Source organism: Streptococcus oralis (assembly GCF_023109315.1).
Classification (GTDB): domain Bacteria; phylum Bacillota; class Bacilli; order Lactobacillales; family Streptococcaceae; genus Streptococcus; species Streptococcus oralis_BS.
In genome coordinates this window covers 16178-34484 of sequence record NZ_JALDUF010000008.1, presented here as the reverse complement: position 1 = coordinate 34484, position 18307 = coordinate 16178, and the positions used below count along the sequence as shown (strand labels likewise).

Here is an 18307-nt window from a genome sequence, read left to right as displayed (position 1 = left end):
GTTATCCTCCTGGCACGATGGCTGTTGTTCCTAAAGCTTCATTGATAAAATCAATCAATTTCGTTGGGGTACTTGAAGCGAACAATTTATCAAATTTAGCACGGACAACACCCTTGTCTGTATCACGCCATACAATTTCTGAAACAGGTTTTTTATCTGAATCTAGAATGAAATTGTTAGGTGACGCAGTACATGGAATTTCGATTTCTTTTGGTGTAGCAGAGCTTTCATCTGTTGTAGCGCTGCCTTTTGGAGCTGATGCTTTCACATTGGTCCAGATGTGGAACTCTTCAACCTCAGAACCAAACTCATCTGTAACCGTTTCAGCATATCCCCAAATGAAATTCGCATTCACACCAGTATCAATGAGCGCTGGAGGAGTTGAAGTTGTCAGCTTTTTCCCCAAATGGTCAATCATGAATTGTTTAGGAATTTGATAAGTCGTAATTGATCCCTCAGTTGATTTCTTACCTTGAAGACGGACGTGCTCCACGTTATCTGCGTAGTATGCTTTTGATTCTTGTGAAGTTTCAAAAGATGTTTTTCGCATTCCTGTAAATGGGTATGGTGTTTTTAGATCGAGTGCGCCAGATTCTGTTTTTGAAATCTTAGCAAAGAATCCCATGGCATTACCATGAGTAACCTCTCGTGTGTCATATTTATAAGTCATTGTGACTCCTTCCTTAATTTGGTCTGATTTTTATTGATTTCATATTATTGAGAAAGATTTCTTTATTTTTGAGATAAGCTGGTCTGATGTGTTCTTGAGGTGCTACAAATCCACCATTTTTTGTTGCGTGGCCATTTTCTAACAAGTGAGCAAGCGACTTCTCTTTCCCGTTGTTATATACTACAGCGATATCTTCAATGGTCTCGTGAGTCCATCCTTTTTCATATACTCCGTTTCTTCTAGGACTTCCGTCTCTAATATCTCCAGCGGTGTTTTTTCCTGCTTTTTCTATGATTTCTAAAACTTGATTCTGTATATCGATTTTTAATGTTTTCACATTAACGCTACCACTTCCCACTTGTGAATACCTCGATTCTGTAGGTTGTAAGTAAGTAATCTGTATCAGGCTGTTTTAGATTCAACTGACTAGGTTCACACATAAAATTAGACAACATCAATTCCTCAATGCTGTCTAGTTTCTTCTTGTGATAGTGACTGATTTGAATAGTCACTTTTCTCATGTGTACTGTGTCATCAGCAGTAATACTACTACCCGGAGTTAAACGATAGTAAAGAATAACGTTGTCAGGAGAGGAATTTTCCTCACGTTCCATATAGAACACTTTTGATTTTAAAGTGTTTTTTTCTAGGATTTCTTGAATTTCTTGCCTGGTGAAGAACTTCTTAGCCATTATTTCAATTCTCCTAATTCAATTATCGTGTAGTGGCCATCATCAGATTCAGTTCCAACATTTACCTTGTACTCATTCCCTTTGTACTTCACGTAGTCTAAGGAATCTGTCACATAGTTAGAACGTATCCGAAATCTTGCTGTCAAAACTTGACCATCTGCCAAAGCTTTATCAAGTCTACGTTGGTAGATCTTCTCTTTTTCAGCTTTGACTTTCTTTTCTACAACTTGTTTTTCAAAAACACCTTTTTCGACCTCTGTACGCTCATCGTAACAAAGGATGATTGATACTCTAGATGATTTCATGATTTAACTCCGTAAATAGCTTTTAATTGATAGAGAATATTTGTCAATTCTTCATCAATCCAGCTCATTGTTGTTGAGTTTCCTTTCATCAAGGATTTATCAAATCTCTGAACACATCTCAAATGTAACCAATCTAAAATTGTTTCTTTATCATCCTCTTCAATCTCATTCCATTCTGTCAATTCGCTTTCTTTATCAATGCGAGTGATAGGAATGTTGTTTCTCGTTAGATATGAAATCCCACTATTTATGTAGCTTAAAAGTTGAGTGTCGAAGATCTCTTCTTCGACATCAACTTCAACCATTTCTTTAATTTGGTTAAGGATTGTCATTTTAGACTCCCCTTTCTATTTAAAATCAACCTTTCGTGAATTTCACAGCTGATTTGTACTGACCAAGTCGGCCACCAAGCACGCTAGCAAGTTCGATATGACGGCGATTCATCGTTACATCATAATCTTCAAAGCGATCAGCAGAGACATCATCACCAATCATCTTATAAGCCTTGTCAGCAAATGCGATAATTGGGTTAGTCGCATCTTCCATCCAGTCATAGACATATACTTGGTAACCAGCAATGACATTTCCTGTTTGTGAAATTGGTGCGAATGGTTGTGGATCAATGTAGCGTTTTTCGCCATCCTTAACCATTTTAAGTTTACGAGCAATGGTTTTTGAAGTTACCAAAATTGGAGTTGTATTTGCAGCAAGTTTATCAATCCCTTTGACGAGGTTTTCTAAAACAATACTGTCAAATTCCCCGTCAACACTGATTTCTTGTGTATCAAATAGTTGAGCAAGTGTTTCTTCTGCGATAGATTTAATTTCAGTAATTTTGTCATCATCATCACTATTTTTACCATCGCCGATAACAACAGCACGTTCAACTGCACGGATGAATCCTTGTGCTAATTCATTCATCACATAGTTGAAGTAAGCACCTGTTGTATCCTTCTTCAAGTCAGCATACTCAAAACTGTACTTGATGTAGACAGCTGCAGAGTTGATTGTATAATCGATAAATACAAAAGATTCATCTTTCTTTGTTTTGCCATTCTGATGGCCTTTAGCTTTTGCTTGTTGCGTTTGAAGTGAAACACGTACTGCATAACGAGGATCTTTGGTTACATGGTTCAGGATACCGTCGTAATCATTAAATGCATTTTGGATTGCAATCAATACTGGTTCAGGTAAGATTTTGTTAACATCAGTTACACCTTTTTCAACCAGATTTGCTTCCCACGCTTTGCGGGCACTGTTTGAGCTTCCTTCGTTATCCATAAGGATTCGAGCGAAATCAAGTGCAGCTTCTTTTGTTTTTAAGTATTCCATTTGTGTCTTGCCTTTCTGTACTTCCTTGATAGATTTAGCAGCTTTATTGAGATTGTCTTCTTTTTCTTCAATCTCAACATCTAACTTAGAAATTGTGTTCTTGAGTTCCTCTGCTTTGGATACCAATTCTTCTGCATCCGATTTCAACTGTGCAAGTTCTTCTTCTCCAATAGTTGCTGACTTCAATTTCTCTTTGATTGAAGCTTTTTTTAATTTGACCTCAGATAACTCATCTGCATGTTTTTGTCGTTCTTCCATCAACTCGACTAGTGTTTTCATTTTTTGCTCCTTTTTTAAATTGTTGCAAGTTTACTCATGATATCTTGCTTCATGTTCGCCTGAGCGATTCGCTTGTCAACCACAGACATATCAAATCCCTTAATATTATCAACGGTTGCTTGAGGATTGGCTGGCACGGTCACGACAGATATTTCAAAGATTTCAACTTCTTTAAAAATCCATCCACCGTAAGGTTGCTTAGCGTCAACTGGCTCATAATCATTAATAAAAAATCCAATGCTCAGACTATCCAATGCCCCCATCTTCATGAGGTCATAGGTTTTCTTAGCTTCTGGATCGCTTAGGTTGAATGTTGACCGTGTTCGCAGACCTTTTTCATCTACCGACAGCTCATGCTTACCGATGACACGATTGCGGTCGTGATTTAAGCACATAGGGACGACGGCCTTAGTTTTCAGGGTATTGTCAAAACACCCCTTGGCCATCACATCGCCATCTCTGTCGGTATTGCCATAGGTGGAGGCATAAGCCTCAAAGTGAAAGTCAGCTGACTCTTCCTCAACTGACTTGACGACAAAGGTTTTTAACTTTTCCATAGCCTACCTCCTTTCTTAAAATTTCTGCCAACCGCCCACCCTATTTTTAATTACTTTCGCTCGGCTCGATACGGACTGCATTTAGATTGGTTTCGAATACTTCTCCACCTTCATATCCTGGAAGCCCTAGATAGGTTTCACGGAATTCATTTGAATTCATCAAACCTGCGTATTTAGATTTAAATCCACCTTCTACTAGATCCTTGAATGAAATCATGTCAGCCATATCAAAGAAGACCAAGAGCTTGTTTCCTTGTGTCCTTGCCGTCTTCGTAAAATATTTTCTATTAATTTCTTCAGAGAATACACGTTGATATAATTTCATGACGCTAGAATAGTAAGCTCTATATTGTTCTTCTGTGTAGTCACAAGTAAACAATTTTTCATTAATCCCATGAGCATGATAAAGTTGAGATTTCAGAAACTCCATTTCTTCTTTAGAAGCGGTTGAGTAATCTTTGTTTAATTCCATAAACTCTTCACCTTGCTCGAGATAGGCAATGCCACCATTTTCAGCAAGTTCCATCATGCTATCAACTCGACTCTTAGCTTGTTTCTTCAAATGTTCATCTGCTGCTTTAGTTGGTAGTTTTAAGAATCCTCTCAACTTTGAATTCCCTCTGCCTAACTTCTCGGTTAACGCATCAAGGTTGATATCAATTAATTCTGTGATTTGATTTAGTTGACTTGTCACGTTTAATTTAGGATTCTCAAAAACCCAGACATCGCTAAGAGGTAGCTCAATCTCTACATCATCAATCATGATTTCAACTCTCTCTGCAGTCCATGATATTGTTTTCTTTGCAAGCCAAATTTCAATCAGTCGACCATTTTCCCAACGTGGAACAACGACTGCAACACCATCTTTCAGCATAGCTCTTGTTACATTTGCCCAAAATACAACTGGTATTTCAAGAGGATTTGGAGAGAAAGATAAAACATTTGCAAGATCACTATTTTCAAACCACTCCATCTTATCAACTCCTGTTGGATTTCGAGTGATTCTCACATGCTTAAATCGAACTTGTGCAGTATCTGTTGAAATCTTATTGTAGATATTATCTAAGTAAATCGAATTTCTTCTCCAATAATTCAAATTTCTTTGTAAATAGGTCCTTGTGGATTTTCTATTACTTGGTCTGAAAATCCTAGCAAAAACCTCTCTTAGATTATTTATATATTTGTTCATTCTTCACCTCAATCAAAGTAATAACTCAAGTCTTCCTTGAAATTTTCGTAGCAAATAAAAGCATCTAGCTGACTAGCAAATACGTCAATCTTTTCTTTTGCTTTTTCTTTATTTGGAAATACATTGTTATTCGCATCTATCTTGACACGAACATTTGCGTGGTTCCAAGTTGCCACAGGATCGTCAAAGATGATTTTCCCCATCTTAGCTTTTTCTTTATACACTTTTAAAGGATTGGATAAGCTCTTGACCGTTTGTGGAATGTCGTGACATATATCTCCGTAGTAGTCATTAATTAAGCGGATAAGCTCTTTTGCATTCCAGCGGTCATATCCAACTGCAACTGGTAAGATTCTATTCTCACTCATAAACTGCCTTAACTCTTCAAAGATATAAGCTTGGTCATTGTAGTCCAACTCATGAACATGAAGCTGTCCACTAAGCTCCCACTCAGCGTATTTGTCCCTCAGTTCTTTCGGAAGTCCTTCAATCGTATGACGTGGCATGAATTTCTTGTTCAAATACTGACGCTCTTCGCCACGCACGACCATAAATGAGACCGAACAAATATCATTGACATCCGACAAGTCAACACCAAGCACACAGCGAGCACTCCGTTCCTCATTTCCAACAAACAAACTCTTATCAAACTTATCTGACCAACCCTTACACTCTTCATTACTGAAGTAAGCAAGATAGTTATTAACAGGGAGATTAAATGTTTTAGCCATCAGCTCAGCCTGTTGTGCTGGATCATTCTTGCTCATTTTAATATCCTTGGCAATCGTCTCCTTCTCAGTCGTTATACCGAGTAAAGGCATAGCTTTCTGCCACATATCTGGATTGTGAATTTCAGAAACATCATCCAGCTGATAAATCCAAGGCATGACCGAATCATTGACAATCTTTTCATCAAGAATATCTACCCAGATGTTGTAATACTTATCAAAAAGCTTGTCTCGTTTCGTCCCATTGGTGGAGATGTACCAGGTTATCCAATTTTTTCGCTTACGACTCGAACCATCATTCACAACCTTGATGAAGTCATCATCATAAGTGTGCACTTCATCAAAAATATTGTAGTGAGCATTAGTACCATCAAGACTTTCATAGTCGGAAGTCTTGATTGACATAAGACTATTAGTTGTCTCGTACAAGATACCTTGTTTAGTTGACCGTAGTATGTCAGCCTCACGCATATAGTGTAGCAAGCTCTCTTCATTCGACAGCATAGCTCTAGAAGCATTAAACAGATAGCCAGCTTGTTCACGACTGTAAGCTAGAAGCTGAATATCAGCACCCCACTCACCGTCAATAATCTGACCAACCTCACCAATGGCAGAACCAAGGGTGGTTTTTCCTGTACCACGAGGTACAATAATAGGCACCTCATGAATGAGACGCCTTTCTTCAAAATCTTTATATTCTTCAAGTGTATCAGGATCTGTTTTTGTAACTTCAACTGTATGATAAAAACCCCACGTTGTTTCTAGCCAGACCTTCTGAGGCAAAGCCAAGCGTAACTTTCCAGCAAGACCTTTAGTGTTGCTGCACTCTTCCTCAATGAACTCAATCCGTTTGTCAGCTTCTTCTTGTTTAAAGATGTATTGCTCCTTGTACCTCTCTACTCGTTTAATAGACTTCATCGTAAGTTCACAAACACGAATCTTCCCTGAGTAGACCAGTTGAGCATATTTATCAAAATATCTCATCTCAACCATATCGAGCCAACTTCTCCTGAATCATTTCTTTGAGGCTATCACCCTGTGGACTTTGCTTTTCAATCGTTGACATAATCTGCATGTTTAGCTTTTGATACTTTTCCATTCCATCAAGTAAATACTTATCAGGTAGCTCACCGTCATTGATGACTTTATTGATTTCCAGCTGGAAGTTTTCAATCACTTTTTGATTATGATTGTATTGAGTTTTTAAATTTTTCAAACCTACTGAATCATTGTCATTGATTTCAAGCATTTTTTCTTTTGGAATCAACTTGAAAGTCTTACGAGATAGTTCAACACGTTCTTCTCTTGTATACTTTTGGCGTTGATTTGCCAGCTTTTCTAACTCTTTGAACTGACTTTTTGTGATATTCGACCGAGTTTCTTCAAATATGCCTAGCTTTTTTCGATACCTGGTGAGGGTAGCACGACTTATTCCTAGCTTTTCTAAAACTTCATTGATTTTCAAAATCATGCTCCTTTCTTGTATCAATTTTCGTCATTTTTGGGGGAGAGGTATATAAGAGGATTGACACCGTTATTATTTTGGGTGTGTGAAAATTTTAAATAGGGGGGATCTGATAAAAATCAAAAATCAAAAATCAAAAAAATAAAAAAATCAAAATAAATTAATATTTCGATTTTCTAAATTTAAATTTATTTTACTTTGAAATGTTTTTGTATTATGACACTCGAGACAAAGTAATTGCAGATTATCTTCGTTGAGAGTAATAGACTCATCTTGATAATTAGTTTCATCAATCTCTATAATATGGTCAACAATGCTCTTGCTATGAATTAAACGTCCACACATATCGCATCGCATTCTTTTATGGTGTCTGACTTTATTTCTTAAAGTTCTCCATGGCTTGGAGTTATAGAACCTAATCTGCCAAGCTCTGAACCAGTCTGAGTGTTTAGGATTTTTAAAATAAGCCATCGCCTACACCACTCCTTCAACTTCTGGATTTTCACATGATACAAATATATCAGATTCATTTTGTCAATTCTATATCTTTTTTTGACAAGATTTATTTTTGAGTTTTGAATTTATGTAAAATATCCCTGTTGAATTAGTTATATCTTATATTTTATCCAATTTTGTTTCACACTCAAAAACTAATACGGACAATGCTTCGGGCCCTATTCAAAATATAAACTAGAAACTTCCTCGTTATGGATAGTTGAAAAAATCAAAAAAATATTAGAGGCTAAAATTACTCATCTTAGTATCAAGTTCATCTTGCCTTACACAAATATAAATTAGTGTGACTGCTGGACTTGAATGATTGAATAATGACATCAAGTCTGCAACGTTCTTGTACTTCTTGTAGTAATGATAGCCAAATGTTTTTCGCATCGTGTGAGTGCCGACATTATCAATGCCTAAGTCTTCAGCAGCTCTTTTAAGAAACCAGTATACCGTCTTATAGCTGAGTGCCTTATTCTTTCCAACACGACTCTGAAATAGATATTCATGTAGTTCTTTATCTTTGACAAATTCCCTCAATTCATTCTTGAGTGGCCTTGTCATTTTGATGCTCTTGTATTTCCCTGTTTTCTGTTCCCTAACTTTAATGTGCCAACCTTGAACATCTTTAACTTTTAGTTTGAGAATATCTCCAACACGAAAACCTGTGTTGATTCCCAAAAGAAATAGCATGTAATACTTTTCATTCCAAGATGATAGATAGTCCTTCATAGCTTGAATATCATCTTTATCTCGTAACGGTTCAACAATATTCATAGTTTTGCTCCTTTCACAAAAAAATAAAGCACTAAGATTTTCTCAGTGCTTTGGATAGTATCAATCTATCATATTCTTTTTGTCAATGCTATACTTTTTTTTGACAAGTTACATGAACAATAATTTTGCAAGTGTATCTAGAATCACTTCGCGTCTTCTGTAAATCTGCTTACTATGTCTGTATAGATACCCAGTGTCACCATTCTCCATGATATGCCAAACTTGAATCCAATCGTATCTAGTGTGTTCTCCCCATCTCAAATGAAAGATTTTTTTATCATCAGGTTCAAGTGCGTCAAGTAGCTTTGAAATTGCTGTTTGAAAGTTTTCCAGTCTTAAAACCATCGGATCGCTTGCGTATGCAATTGCTAGATTCTCAGACCTGTTAACGAATGATCCACTTCCACTTGATCCTGTATCATCAATACCAGGAACAGTTAGGTGTTTCACTTCGTACAATCGTTCTAATTCATGTCTACGCTGACCAATAAGTTTATCAATCTTCAAGTATTTATCATCAAGTTCAAACTCAAGATAATCTCTCCGTGATTTTGTTAAGTTCTTTTTGCTCAAACCTTACCTCCTCGAAATCTTCGTGACTGCTTCCACTTGATAAGCTTACCATCGTTATTGTTGTTGAAATAATCTGGCAATCTTGCCGTTGGGCTCTCTTTATAGACCACTTTTTCAACGACCTGGACTCCAGGCATCATTTCATCATCTATCCACCCAACAAGCCACGCAGGGTTTACATCATAGGTTTTAGCAATCATTTCAATCTGCTTAATAGATGGATATCCACCACGCTCATACAAATGAATTGTGTTTTGGGAGACACCTGTATCTCTGGCCATATCTTTGACAGAGATACATAGGTCCTCTCTAAGTTCTTTCAATCTCAGCTTCATCTTGCTCTCCACTTTCTAGTATTAGCTTTTATGAATGTAGCCTGCACCATTACAGTCTTACCTCATCTCCAACTTTAAGAGATTCATAGTTTGTTTGAGTAACTACGAATATTCCGTAATTTTGCACTGTGATAGTGAACATGTCGCCAATCTTCTCCTTGTGGACGACTCTGCCTTTGATTTCTGCGCCTTGATTATCTGCTTTGTAGATTACAATAGGGCGCTTTTCTTCTAATTTTTTAATGTGGACACATTGCCAGATGTTCAATCCAGCAGATACTAAAATCCAGATTGCGATAAAGCGTTTCATGTCTCCTCCTCAAAATAAAATTTACCATTAAAAGGCTTGATTTCAATAATTCCATAATCTAAACCAAGTCTTGCTATAAACGGCTTACTGATTCTCTCGTGCAAGGTAGACATCTGCTCTCTGAATTCTTCTAACAGAAAAGTAGATTTATAGAAATTGCATTGATAACAAGCAGGCATATAGTTTTCAAAACTATCTTCTCCGCCTCGATAATGAGGATGCAAATGATCCACTCTCAAAGTCTTTAAATCTAATTCCTTGCCACAGTAAGCACAGTGACCGCCGTATTTATCTAAAACTTTTTGTCTAGTGGTTTTAGATATGCTTTTTCGTTTCATTCTGTGACCTCATTTCTCAATTCAAAACCAATTCCATATAAGAGTAAATCATTTTGAAAGTCAACGAATGCTTCAATCATCTCAGCTTCTTGAAAGTCGTATTCCTCAACCGTACTTAAGAAATCATCAATATCATTTCTTTGCACACTTCCGTGCTCTGTCTTTGTGTGTTTCATGGCTTGTTCATAGCCATCTACATCAATTGTGTAGCATATTCTGCCACTCGAAAAATCATATTTATAATTCTTGATAATCATCACTCCACCTCCTCAATCTCAATCCCCTCACAATCAAATACCCAGCCGAACCCAGCTTCTTCGAGTTCTTTGCGGGTGAAGTTAGACCTTAATCTACTTTGTAAAAATCCCAAGAAATCCTCGTCTTTCACTCTCACAAGATACTGATCTACTGCTTTTATCTTCACAAGATACCGCTTTTCTTCCTCAACCTCGTAGCCATCAAGCCATGCTCGAGCAACTTTGTTGTAAGCATCCTGTTCATTCATCAACCACTCATTGTATTGTTTGTTGAAGTTTTTTTCTCTAAGCGCATCATATAACGTAGCGTTCTTTCCCTTGTAATACTCGATAATTTCCGCCACAAACTGCGGAATTTGGACTTTTTCGAGCTCGTCTAGTTGTTCGAAGTCTTTTAAAACTAGCTGACAAACTACAATTGCTGCAATATCAAATGAACCAGCCTCCAACTCTTTATACTTCTCAATCAATTCCTGCTTATTCATCTTAGTTTCCTCCATAAATCAAATAAACTGCAATAACTACCTGAGACATTCCTGGCGAATAGCCAACCCAATCATCAAACTCCTTAGATTTTGGCAACCAACCCTTAGTAGCTCCCAAATCATAGTCTGTAGGTTTTTCATCGGCGAAGATACATTCCATCACTCCTATCAATGTCATACCATCTTCTGCCATTTCCCAAAAATAGTCCGCCCGGTCTTTCACTGCTTGTGGTAAATTTTGCTTGGGAGGTTTCGGCTTCCCGTCTTCTACCGTCCAGTTGTATACTGCATTAACTTTTTGCTTTAACTCTTCCATCATCTTCCAACTCCTTTATTTTTTCTTCTAGCTCTTTATTCTTTTTCTTTAACAAATCGCGCTCAAGCGCTCTAATCCGTCTCTTGCGTGCATCGCACGGCTTCGAATACTCGATTATCTTCTCTTCGTTTTGCTCGATTGTGCGTTTCAGTCCTTCAATCACTGCCTGTTTATCGTACTTCATCTTCTAAAAATCTTTCAATAGATTCTCTGTAGGAGACTTCCACCAGACCGTCTAAGTCGTTCAGAGCTTCAATATAGTCTGGACGACCTTGCCCATACCGCTCTTTCAAAAATGCAACAAAGAGATGAATTTCCTGATAGGTTACTCCAACCATATTTCTTACCTCACACTAAAACGGCAAATCATCATCTGAAATATCCATTGGCTCACCTTGTCCGTAGCTAGGTGGCATCTGATTTTCCATGCTTGACTGATTCGCAGTATTATCCTTCTTTTCAAGCGTTTGAAAACTTTCAGCCACAACTTCCGTCACATAGACACGTTGTCCTTGCTGATTATCATAACTACGAGTCTGGATGCGACCTGTTATTCCAACAAGAGCACCCTTTTTAACCCAATTTGAGAAATTTTCAGCTTGCTTACGCCACATAATACAATTAATGAAGTCAGCCTCTCGCTCTCCGTTTGCGCCTTTAAAATTCCGATTGACTGCAAGGTTGAAAGTCGCAACAGCAACATTTGACGGCGTGTATCGCAACTCAGGGTCACGAGTCAAGCGCCCAATTAATACTACATTATTGATCATCTTCCTTTTCCTTTCTTCCTGCACGTTCCCCGATTAAATATCCTAAAAACATCCATAAAATAGCCATTCCAAATTCTTTAATAAGTTCAATCATTTTATTTTCCTCCTGAAAAAGTTGCTAGATAGTAACAATCCTTAGCACCGTAGTCGAATCTTGTCGTCCGCTTTCCGATGTGCTTCTGAAATCTTGGGTGAGTGGTAGCCGAGAATGCCCATTGATGGTCTTCCATACGCTCAATGAGATCATCAACGTTATTAAACGTCCCAAGGAAGAATTGACAGTGCCCATTGTAGACGAAGTAGAGATTTAACATCAATACCTCCTAAAATTTCATAAAAGCCATCCAGTGAGTTGTTCCACGCTGTTGCCCAAAAAGTGGTTGATGCGGAACCAATTCCAAAATTTCTTTAACATTTACTTGAGCATCAGACCACTTAAAAATAAGTGTTCCACCTGTTTTCAAGACTCTAAAACATTCTTCAAAACCTTGTTGTAAATCTAACCTCCAAGTCAGCAAATCTAGTTGTCCGTATTGAGCACGCATGAATGATTTCTGACCAGCCCAGAGAAGGTGTGGCGGATCAAATACAACAAGGTTAAATGTTTCATCATCAAATGGCATGTCTCGAAAATCTGCAACAATATCTGGCTTGACATTGATTTTCTTTTTGTGAATTTCAAATTCTTCTTCACGTCTATCCATGTATGTCGTATGTGGTTCCTTTTTATCGAACCAAAACATTCTAGACCCACAGCACGCATCTAGTATTCGTATATCTTCCATCAATACCTCCTGTCCTTCATCCCAGACGGATACACAAAGCACTTTCCAGTTGCTCCTTCAAAGATGCGACTTGATAAAGCACCATTCCCGAAATCGTCCGAGTAAAGCTCTTTAATTTCTTCACTAGACAGATTCGTGTTGATAATCGTATTGGTTCGATTATCCAGAATTTTGAATAATATCTGATGCGCCCATTCATTTCGCCTCGTGTCAGCCTTGCGACTCTCTTTCCCGAGGTCATCCAGGAAGAGAAAATCAACCTCAGACAGTAGCTTGACCATCTTCGCTTCTGAAAAGCCATTGTCAAACTCAAAGCTTTCACGAATCTTGTCAAACAAAGTCACAACTGACACAAATAGCACGCTTTTCGGTTCATCATAAGATTTAAACTGCTCATTGAGAAACCGAGCAAATCCATAAGTCAGATGACTCTTACCAACACCAGAAGGGCCAGTGATGATAGCATTGCCAGTTTCACCTTTGGCATAGCAACGCTCCAATCTCTTCACAAAGTTCATAGCCTTTTCATCAATATCAACCTGAATCTCATAGTCATGTAGTGACTTGCTGGCAAGCTTACTTGAAACGATACTGTCACGAGCAAAGACCTCATAAGTGTCCGATAGCTTGCTTTTAACCTCTGATTCCATATTCAACTGCTTTTCAAAGCGTCGGATATTCTCTTTCTCACACTCAGGGCATTGACTGATTTCCTCAACCTTACCCTTAACAGGGATTTTGACAGACCAAAGATGGCATCCATGGATTTCACAGACATCATCAAGAACCGTTCTAGTTCTAAATTGTTTAAACTGTTTCATCTAAAACCCTAGCCTTTCATCAACTGCTGATTGAAAAGAGTGAACTGTTCGTGGCATAGGTTGGTTCAGATAATTGTCCATCTTATTACCAAAAAGTGTTTGTGGTTGAATATACTGTTCATACTCTGTACCTTTCCACTTAGCGACCATGATGTCCACAACCTTCTTAAAATCTTCAAGGACATAACCCTCTTTTAGCCTTGCCTTGATAAATTTTTGATGACTAGCAGTGTCAACCTTAAAATTCTTCTTAGCTTTCAAATTGAGATAAGAAATAACTTCTTTACAAATCAACAATTTATTATTGTTATTTTCAGTATTAGTATTCTCAGTCTTGATTGTGTGCACTTTTTGCACTTCCTGAAATGCATTTTTTGCACTTCCAAGGTGCACTTTTTGCACTTCCTGAAATGCACTTTCTACACTTCCGTTAAGAGCATCAAGATAAATACGGTTTGGTAAGTTCATCCCTTGTCTGACTTCCGTCATTAGACCAGCATCTTTCAACTCCTTTTTGATTTTGATAATCGTATTGTTGCTATTGCAATTTAAGTCAATCATCAACTGTTCGTTTGTGTAATACTGGAAAACGTTCCCCTCTTTATCATGCCATCCATTTTTTAAAGATAGTTCTAACCTATCAAACAGAAGCATATAGAGCATTTTAGCGTTATTGCTCAATGACTTATATTTTTCATCATAGATGAATGGCTTTGGAAATTTGAAAAACGATAAGAAGCCAGTGACTTCGCTTTTTTTAATCATCGCACTACTCCTTTCTTCTAATTTTTAGTGTTATATCCATATTCAGGATTTGTTGCTTTAAAATCAGCTATGTATTTACTTTCTAACGCAAGTAGTTCATTTTCTGTGCCATCTTTTAACTTGTCGATAACCTCATAGGTCCAGTCTGTGATATCGCTTTTTTTCATCACTTCATGAAAGTAACTTCCTGATTGTGCTTTAAAATGTTGGAACCAACGAAAAATAGGATGATTAACAGTTTTTCCAATATAAACCTTACCCGTCTGTTTATGAGTGATTTTATAGATGAAACCAACTACATTGCTACTTCTATATGTTCTGACATCTTCAGCAAGCCTATTTGCATAAAATTGTTCTTCATGTTCTAAACAACAAAAATAATAACCACTATAATTATTGTTCTTTATGTCAATTCTATTGACAGGATTTTCTCCACAAAATTTACACGGAATTTTTCCGGTCCAAAAACTTTCCCAGTTTTCACTCAATTCATAAACATTGACAAAAAAGAATTCTTCTTTCGAAGTTCTTTGAGGTATCTTTTCTGAAAAATATTCTGGATAATCTTCTTTGATTTTTGTCAAAACATCCTTCTTAGTTTCTAAATCAAAGTAGAGCCTTCGTTCTACTTGCTGAGAGTAGTAACTATCTTTGTTTTCTTTTCTGTGATTGATTCTCACAAACCAATTTGCCATTTACCCCTCCACATTTGAAAATTTTGTGTATTCTTTGTGAAAATACAACTTCACTGTCCCTAGACTCCCATGTCTATTCTTTTCTAGGATCAGCTCGGTCACGTTATTCGCTTCTTGACTGTCTGCATGTTCCTTCTGGTAGTAGGCATCACGATACAAGAAAGCTACAATGTCTGCATCTTGCTCAATCGAACCAGATTCTCGCAAATCTGATAGCATTGGGCGCTTGTCCTGTCTCTGTTCAACCGACCGACTCAACTGCGATAAGGCTATGACAGGAACCCTCAAATCCTTTGCTAGTATCTTCAATTCTCTTGAAATTTCAGAAACAATCTGCTGACGATTCTCCCTCTTTGAACCAGTAATCAACTGCAAGTAGTCAATGATGATAATGCCTAGACCGCCCATTTCTTGAGAAAGTTTTCGAGCCTTTGACCGTATATCTGAAATCCGAATACCCGCAGTATCATCCACGAAAATAGGCACATCATAGAGATTGCTTTGAGCATGCACAAGTCTTTTCCACTCATCTGTACTAAGATTCCCAGTCTTCAAATGATAACCTGGAATCATACCCTCAGATGCCACCATGCGCTCAATCAATTCCTCTGCTCCCATTTCAAGCGAGAAAATAACAGCAGGTTTTCTTTCCATCGTAGCCACATGCTTTGCAATGTTCAATGCTAGCGCCGTCTTGCCCATAGCAGGACGAGCAGCAAGGATGATAAGATTCCCTTCATGAAGGCCTGTTGTAATCTTATCTAATCCGACAAAGCCAGTAGACAGACCGGTCACGAATCCATCTGTCTGCGAGCGAGTCTCGACCATCTGCATATGTGTATCAAGGATATCAGCCACATTACGAAATCCTGTCCCTGCATTTTGATTACTGATATCCAGTAGAGATTTTTCAGTTTTAGCAATGATGTCACCAATCGATACGTCTCCTTGATATGCGCTAGAAAGAGACTCTGACAAGTCAGCAATTACTTTCCGGAGCGTTGCTTTTTCTTTTACGAGTTTAGCGTAGTGCTCCACATTTTTTGAAGTTGGTGTTGAATTTACCAACTCGACAACGTAGTTTATACCACCGATATTTGAGATGTCACCTTGATTGGTAAGAGCAGAAACCATTGTCGTAGCATCGATTGGCTCACTTTTTTCAAGTAATGACAACATGGTCTTAAATACAATCTTGTTTGCAGGTTTGTAAAAATCGTCTGGAGTTAATTCATCTGCCAGCGAAATGATGGTGTCAGGTGAAATAAATACTGCACCCAGAACCGACTGCTCTGCGACTAGATCATGAGGTAGTATTCTAAAATCTTCACTCATGCGCTATTCCCCCAATATTTTTCTAAATCCACATTCATCACTGCAGCAAGATTCTTTTGCTCAGTTAGGATTTGACGACGATAAGGCGCAAGCCCAGCTTGTCGCTCCTCCTCGCTTCGTGGCAAGTAATAGCCGTTCGGCTTCATCTTCTTAGCTACGATAGGGTGGCCAAAATTGACACGCAAACTTTCAATAACCTCTTCAAGCTTTCGCTTCGAAAGTCCAGTCTCTAAGCGGATTTCACTCGCTTGAATGGGCAAATCGAAAGTAGCACAATTCATAATCATGTTTAACACACGTATTTCCATCTCGCTCATATCACGACTAACAGTCATGTCTTCGCCCTCCATTTTCTAGGATTCTGACGAAAATCCATGGTCATTTCCTTGTAGAGCAATCGTCCATTTTCCTCTAAAAGATTCGCATTTTGTATTCTTAGCGAATCATTATGACTCGCTTCTTCATGATAATCACGAGCCAGTCTGTCATAATCTTCGATGCATTCTCTAAAAACTTGTGGTACGTCCTCAATCGATGAAGTGAGTCCTACAGGCGGCTGAGTGTCATAGGTGAATCTCCTGTCGCTATTTTTCAAGTTTCTTCGGGCAACTTCTCCGAAATCTTCTGTTTTTTCAATGATGACTACTACATTTTGTTCATCCGATTTTTCATTTTTAGCAGTCAGTAGCATCAAGATAAAGATTCCGATAAAGATAGCCGCCAAGCCAAGCAGTTGGCTTGATAAAGTTGGTTCTGTCATTTTGTTCTCCTTACGCTCTTAATTTTCGTACTTGTTTTTCTAACTCTAAAATCTCATAAACATCATTGACATCGTACATAATATCTTTCCCTTGTTTACGAAATCTTAATCCTTTACGTTCTAACTTCTTAATATAGCCATGAGTAAAGCCAAACTTCTTCATCAAAGCCTGTTGATTGATTGGCATACGATCATTCTCTAACTGCTCCTTGACCTGCTTTTCAGCATAGGCCAATAATTGATTCGTGAACAATTCAGCACTTCCGCCGTCCAATCGTAATTGTAACGTTATTCCTTCCATTTTCTACATCCTCTCAACTATGCGGGCAAGCATTTTTGTGATATAATGGTTTAAATTGTTTAAGTAAGTACCTGATTTCCGTCAGGTGCTTTTTTGTTTTTAGTTATACAGTTACCGTTTTGGTGACTTTCTTGGTAAAAAAATATCTTGCAAAGGTTTATCAAAAAAGCTACGCAAGAAAAACATTTCATCCTGAGTAAAAGCGCTCTGTCCCTTCTCTTTCTGACGATATGCCGTCTCAGAAATTCCAAGCTTTTGAGCTAATTCTTTCTGTGTAATGCCTTTTTCTTTTCTTAGTTGATACAAATAAATTTGCACGTTCCTACCTCCTTATTTTTCTATTTGTTCCTCGCAATTCTGCTATAATAAAGCTAGAAAGGAGGTGATTTTAATGGATTTTCTAACTAACGATGCAAAGTTTCTACTAACATCCATGTACGCAGAATATCTAACAAGACGCAAGGATGAAGTTTCTAAAAAGCAAGCAAGAAACTTCCAAAACATAAAATATCTGAAAGATAACATTATGTCTGAATGGTCTGAAGAAGATATTTTAGATACATGTTTTGAATTAGACAAATATGGATACATCATTGGCACCAAAGCTGATAACACGTTCTACACCCTGTCTTTAACAACCGAAGCAATCGCTGAACTTGAAAATCAGTTCAGAGAACCAACTCTTAAAGAACGGATAGAAAATGTCTTAGACTTTGCAGCAAAAATTAAATCTGTTATTCCTTTTGTTTAACTCTATCAGCTAGTGCTTTTTCTTTATAACGTTGAATGCCAAGAGGATCATCAAGTATAGCTTCACATAGTTTTTGGATATTTCCAGAAGCTTCTAAAAGTTCCTTGCGCTCACTATTTCTTGCCTTGAGTTCTGCATCTATAGACTCAAGGCTTTTGGCAATACGTTCAAGAATTTCTTCAACCATCTCCCTCTCTCCTTTCTATTATTTCTTT

The 18307-nt window shown here is 37.7% G+C and carries 34 protein-coding genes; 1 reads left to right on the top strand and 33 read right to left on the bottom strand.

The window, feature by feature from the left end:
* Position 1: 1 nt before the first annotated feature.
* The 32 genes from M1F74_RS09020 to M1F74_RS08865 all read right to left on the bottom strand — a co-directional run bounded on the left by M1F74_RS09020 (position 2) and on the right by M1F74_RS08865 (position 17659).
* Entirely contained in the window at positions 2-670 is a 669-nt protein-coding gene (locus M1F74_RS09020; RefSeq protein ID WP_247946907.1) for a phage tail protein, read from the bottom strand.
* A 13-nt stretch (positions 671-683) separates the two neighbouring features.
* Entirely contained in the window at positions 684-1028 is a 345-nt protein-coding gene (locus M1F74_RS09015; RefSeq protein WP_348771771.1) for an HK97 gp10 family phage protein, read from the bottom strand.
* Complete coding sequence (locus M1F74_RS09010) at positions 1015-1362, bottom strand: hypothetical protein (protein ID WP_247946905.1); 348 nt, start codon at positions 1360-1362, stop codon at positions 1015-1017. The genes M1F74_RS09015 and M1F74_RS09010 overlap by 14 nt, the downstream gene beginning before the upstream one ends.
* Positions 1362-1667 (bottom strand): head-tail adaptor protein, encoded by a 306-nt coding sequence (locus tag M1F74_RS09005; RefSeq protein WP_247946904.1) that lies wholly within the window; start codon positions 1665-1667, stop codon positions 1362-1364. The genes M1F74_RS09010 and M1F74_RS09005 overlap by 1 nt, the downstream gene beginning before the upstream one ends.
* Complete coding sequence (locus tag M1F74_RS09000) at positions 1664-1999, bottom strand: phage head-tail connector protein (RefSeq protein ID WP_247946903.1); 336 nt, start codon at positions 1997-1999, stop codon at positions 1664-1666. The genes M1F74_RS09005 and M1F74_RS09000 overlap by 4 nt, the downstream gene beginning before the upstream one ends.
* Before the next feature lie 25 nt (positions 2000-2024).
* On the bottom strand, positions 2025-3278 hold the full coding sequence (locus tag M1F74_RS08995; protein ID WP_247946902.1) for a phage major capsid protein: 1254 nt from the start codon (positions 3276-3278) through the stop codon (positions 2025-2027).
* 14 nt (positions 3279-3292) lie between these two features.
* Entirely contained in the window at positions 3293-3835 is a 543-nt protein-coding gene (locus M1F74_RS08990) for an HK97 family phage prohead protease (protein ID WP_050253681.1), read from the bottom strand.
* Between the two features lie 46 nt (positions 3836-3881).
* On the bottom strand, positions 3882-5024 hold the full coding sequence (locus M1F74_RS08985; RefSeq protein ID WP_086835374.1) for a phage portal protein: 1143 nt from the start codon (positions 5022-5024) through the stop codon (positions 3882-3884).
* 8 nt (positions 5025-5032) lie between these two features.
* Positions 5033-6745, bottom strand: coding sequence for a terminase TerL endonuclease subunit (locus tag M1F74_RS08980; RefSeq protein ID WP_247946901.1), 1713 nt, complete (start codon positions 6743-6745; stop codon positions 5033-5035).
* The gene (locus M1F74_RS08975; protein WP_000601030.1) at positions 6738-7223 is read right to left on the bottom strand and encodes a hypothetical protein; all 486 of its coding nucleotides are present in this window, start codon (positions 7221-7223) and stop codon (positions 6738-6740) included. The genes M1F74_RS08980 and M1F74_RS08975 overlap by 8 nt, the downstream gene beginning before the upstream one ends.
* Before the next feature lie 144 nt (positions 7224-7367).
* A complete protein-coding gene (locus M1F74_RS08970; RefSeq protein ID WP_247946934.1) occupies positions 7368-7562 on the bottom strand; it encodes an HNH endonuclease in 195 nt (64 codons plus the stop codon).
* Between the two features lie 390 nt (positions 7563-7952).
* The gene (locus tag M1F74_RS08965; protein WP_001028147.1) at positions 7953-8495 is read right to left on the bottom strand and encodes a site-specific integrase; all 543 of its coding nucleotides are present in this window, start codon (positions 8493-8495) and stop codon (positions 7953-7955) included.
* 108 nt (positions 8496-8603) lie between these two features.
* On the bottom strand, positions 8604-9068 hold the full coding sequence (locus M1F74_RS08960) for a hypothetical protein (protein ID WP_247946900.1): 465 nt from the start codon (positions 9066-9068) through the stop codon (positions 8604-8606).
* Positions 9065-9403, bottom strand: a complete 339-nt coding sequence (locus tag M1F74_RS08955; RefSeq protein ID WP_247946899.1) for a helix-turn-helix domain-containing protein — start codon at positions 9401-9403, stop codon at positions 9065-9067. Before M1F74_RS08955 ends, M1F74_RS08960 begins: the two co-directional genes overlap by 4 nt.
* Before the next feature lie 49 nt (positions 9404-9452).
* Positions 9453-9713, bottom strand: coding sequence for a DUF1372 family protein (locus tag M1F74_RS08950; protein WP_247946898.1), 261 nt, complete (start codon positions 9711-9713; stop codon positions 9453-9455).
* Entirely contained in the window at positions 9710-10051 is a 342-nt protein-coding gene (locus tag M1F74_RS08945; protein ID WP_247946897.1) for an HNH endonuclease, read from the bottom strand. Before M1F74_RS08945 ends, M1F74_RS08950 begins: the two co-directional genes overlap by 4 nt.
* Positions 10048-10308, bottom strand: a complete 261-nt coding sequence (locus M1F74_RS08940) for a hypothetical protein (protein ID WP_247946896.1) — start codon at positions 10306-10308, stop codon at positions 10048-10050. The genes M1F74_RS08945 and M1F74_RS08940 overlap by 4 nt, the downstream gene beginning before the upstream one ends.
* Positions 10308-10793, bottom strand: a complete 486-nt coding sequence (locus tag M1F74_RS08935) for a DUF1642 domain-containing protein (protein ID WP_247946895.1) — start codon at positions 10791-10793, stop codon at positions 10308-10310. Before M1F74_RS08935 ends, M1F74_RS08940 begins: the two co-directional genes overlap by 1 nt.
* A gap of 1 nt (position 10794) precedes the next feature.
* Positions 10795-11112, bottom strand: a complete 318-nt coding sequence (locus M1F74_RS08930) for a hypothetical protein (RefSeq protein ID WP_247946894.1) — start codon at positions 11110-11112, stop codon at positions 10795-10797.
* Entirely contained in the window at positions 11084-11293 is a 210-nt protein-coding gene (locus M1F74_RS08925) for a hypothetical protein (RefSeq protein ID WP_247946893.1), read from the bottom strand. Before M1F74_RS08925 ends, M1F74_RS08930 begins: the two co-directional genes overlap by 29 nt.
* Positions 11280-11447 carry a hypothetical protein gene (locus tag M1F74_RS08920; RefSeq protein ID WP_247946892.1) on the bottom strand — a complete coding sequence of 56 codons (168 nt, stop codon included), beginning with the start codon at positions 11445-11447 and terminating at the stop codon, positions 11280-11282. The genes M1F74_RS08925 and M1F74_RS08920 overlap by 14 nt, the downstream gene beginning before the upstream one ends.
* Positions 11448-11462: 15 nt before the next feature.
* Positions 11463-11879: a single-stranded DNA-binding protein gene (gene ssb, locus M1F74_RS08915; RefSeq protein WP_247946891.1), complete on the bottom strand. Its 417-nt coding sequence runs from the start codon at positions 11877-11879 to the stop codon at positions 11463-11465.
* Between the two features lie 95 nt (positions 11880-11974).
* Positions 11975-12193 (bottom strand): hypothetical protein, encoded by a 219-nt coding sequence (locus M1F74_RS08910; RefSeq protein WP_247946890.1) that lies wholly within the window; start codon positions 12191-12193, stop codon positions 11975-11977.
* 9 nt (positions 12194-12202) lie between these two features.
* The gene (locus tag M1F74_RS08905) at positions 12203-12664 is read right to left on the bottom strand and encodes a class I SAM-dependent methyltransferase (protein ID WP_223139827.1); all 462 of its coding nucleotides are present in this window, start codon (positions 12662-12664) and stop codon (positions 12203-12205) included.
* Positions 12664-13485: an ATP-binding protein gene (locus M1F74_RS08900; protein WP_247946889.1), complete on the bottom strand. Its 822-nt coding sequence runs from the start codon at positions 13483-13485 to the stop codon at positions 12664-12666. Before M1F74_RS08900 ends, M1F74_RS08905 begins: the two co-directional genes overlap by 1 nt.
* Positions 13486-14250 carry a conserved phage C-terminal domain-containing protein gene (locus M1F74_RS08895; RefSeq protein WP_247946888.1) on the bottom strand — a complete coding sequence of 255 codons (765 nt, stop codon included), beginning with the start codon at positions 14248-14250 and terminating at the stop codon, positions 13486-13488. It lies immediately after the preceding gene.
* A gap of 17 nt (positions 14251-14267) precedes the next feature.
* Positions 14268-14945, bottom strand: coding sequence for a GIY-YIG nuclease family protein (locus M1F74_RS08890; protein ID WP_247946887.1), 678 nt, complete (start codon positions 14943-14945; stop codon positions 14268-14270).
* Positions 14946-16280 (bottom strand): replicative DNA helicase, encoded by a 1335-nt coding sequence (dnaB, locus tag M1F74_RS08885; RefSeq protein WP_247946886.1) that lies wholly within the window; start codon positions 16278-16280, stop codon positions 14946-14948.
* On the bottom strand, positions 16277-16615 hold the full coding sequence (locus tag M1F74_RS08880) for a hypothetical protein (protein WP_247946885.1): 339 nt from the start codon (positions 16613-16615) through the stop codon (positions 16277-16279). The genes dnaB and M1F74_RS08880 overlap by 4 nt, the downstream gene beginning before the upstream one ends.
* Complete coding sequence (locus tag M1F74_RS08875) at positions 16612-17040, bottom strand: hypothetical protein (protein ID WP_247946884.1); 429 nt, start codon at positions 17038-17040, stop codon at positions 16612-16614. Before M1F74_RS08875 ends, M1F74_RS08880 begins: the two co-directional genes overlap by 4 nt.
* 10 nt (positions 17041-17050) lie before the next feature.
* A complete protein-coding gene (locus M1F74_RS08870) occupies positions 17051-17341 on the bottom strand; it encodes a hypothetical protein (RefSeq protein ID WP_247946883.1) in 291 nt (96 codons plus the stop codon).
* Between the two features lie 111 nt (positions 17342-17452).
* The gene (locus tag M1F74_RS08865) at positions 17453-17659 is read right to left on the bottom strand and encodes a helix-turn-helix transcriptional regulator (RefSeq protein ID WP_045763047.1); all 207 of its coding nucleotides are present in this window, start codon (positions 17657-17659) and stop codon (positions 17453-17455) included.
* Between the two features lie 73 nt (positions 17660-17732).
* Here M1F74_RS08865 and M1F74_RS08860 point away from each other — a divergent pair, with 73 nt between their 5' ends.
* On the top strand, positions 17733-18092 hold the full coding sequence (locus M1F74_RS08860; RefSeq protein ID WP_247946882.1) for a hypothetical protein: 360 nt from the start codon (positions 17733-17735) through the stop codon (positions 18090-18092).
* Here M1F74_RS08860 and M1F74_RS08855 read toward each other — a convergent pair.
* Entirely contained in the window at positions 18076-18279 is a 204-nt protein-coding gene (locus M1F74_RS08855) for a hypothetical protein (RefSeq protein WP_247946881.1), read from the bottom strand. The genes M1F74_RS08860 and M1F74_RS08855 overlap by 17 nt on opposite strands.
* Positions 18280-18307: the final 28 nt, after the last annotated feature.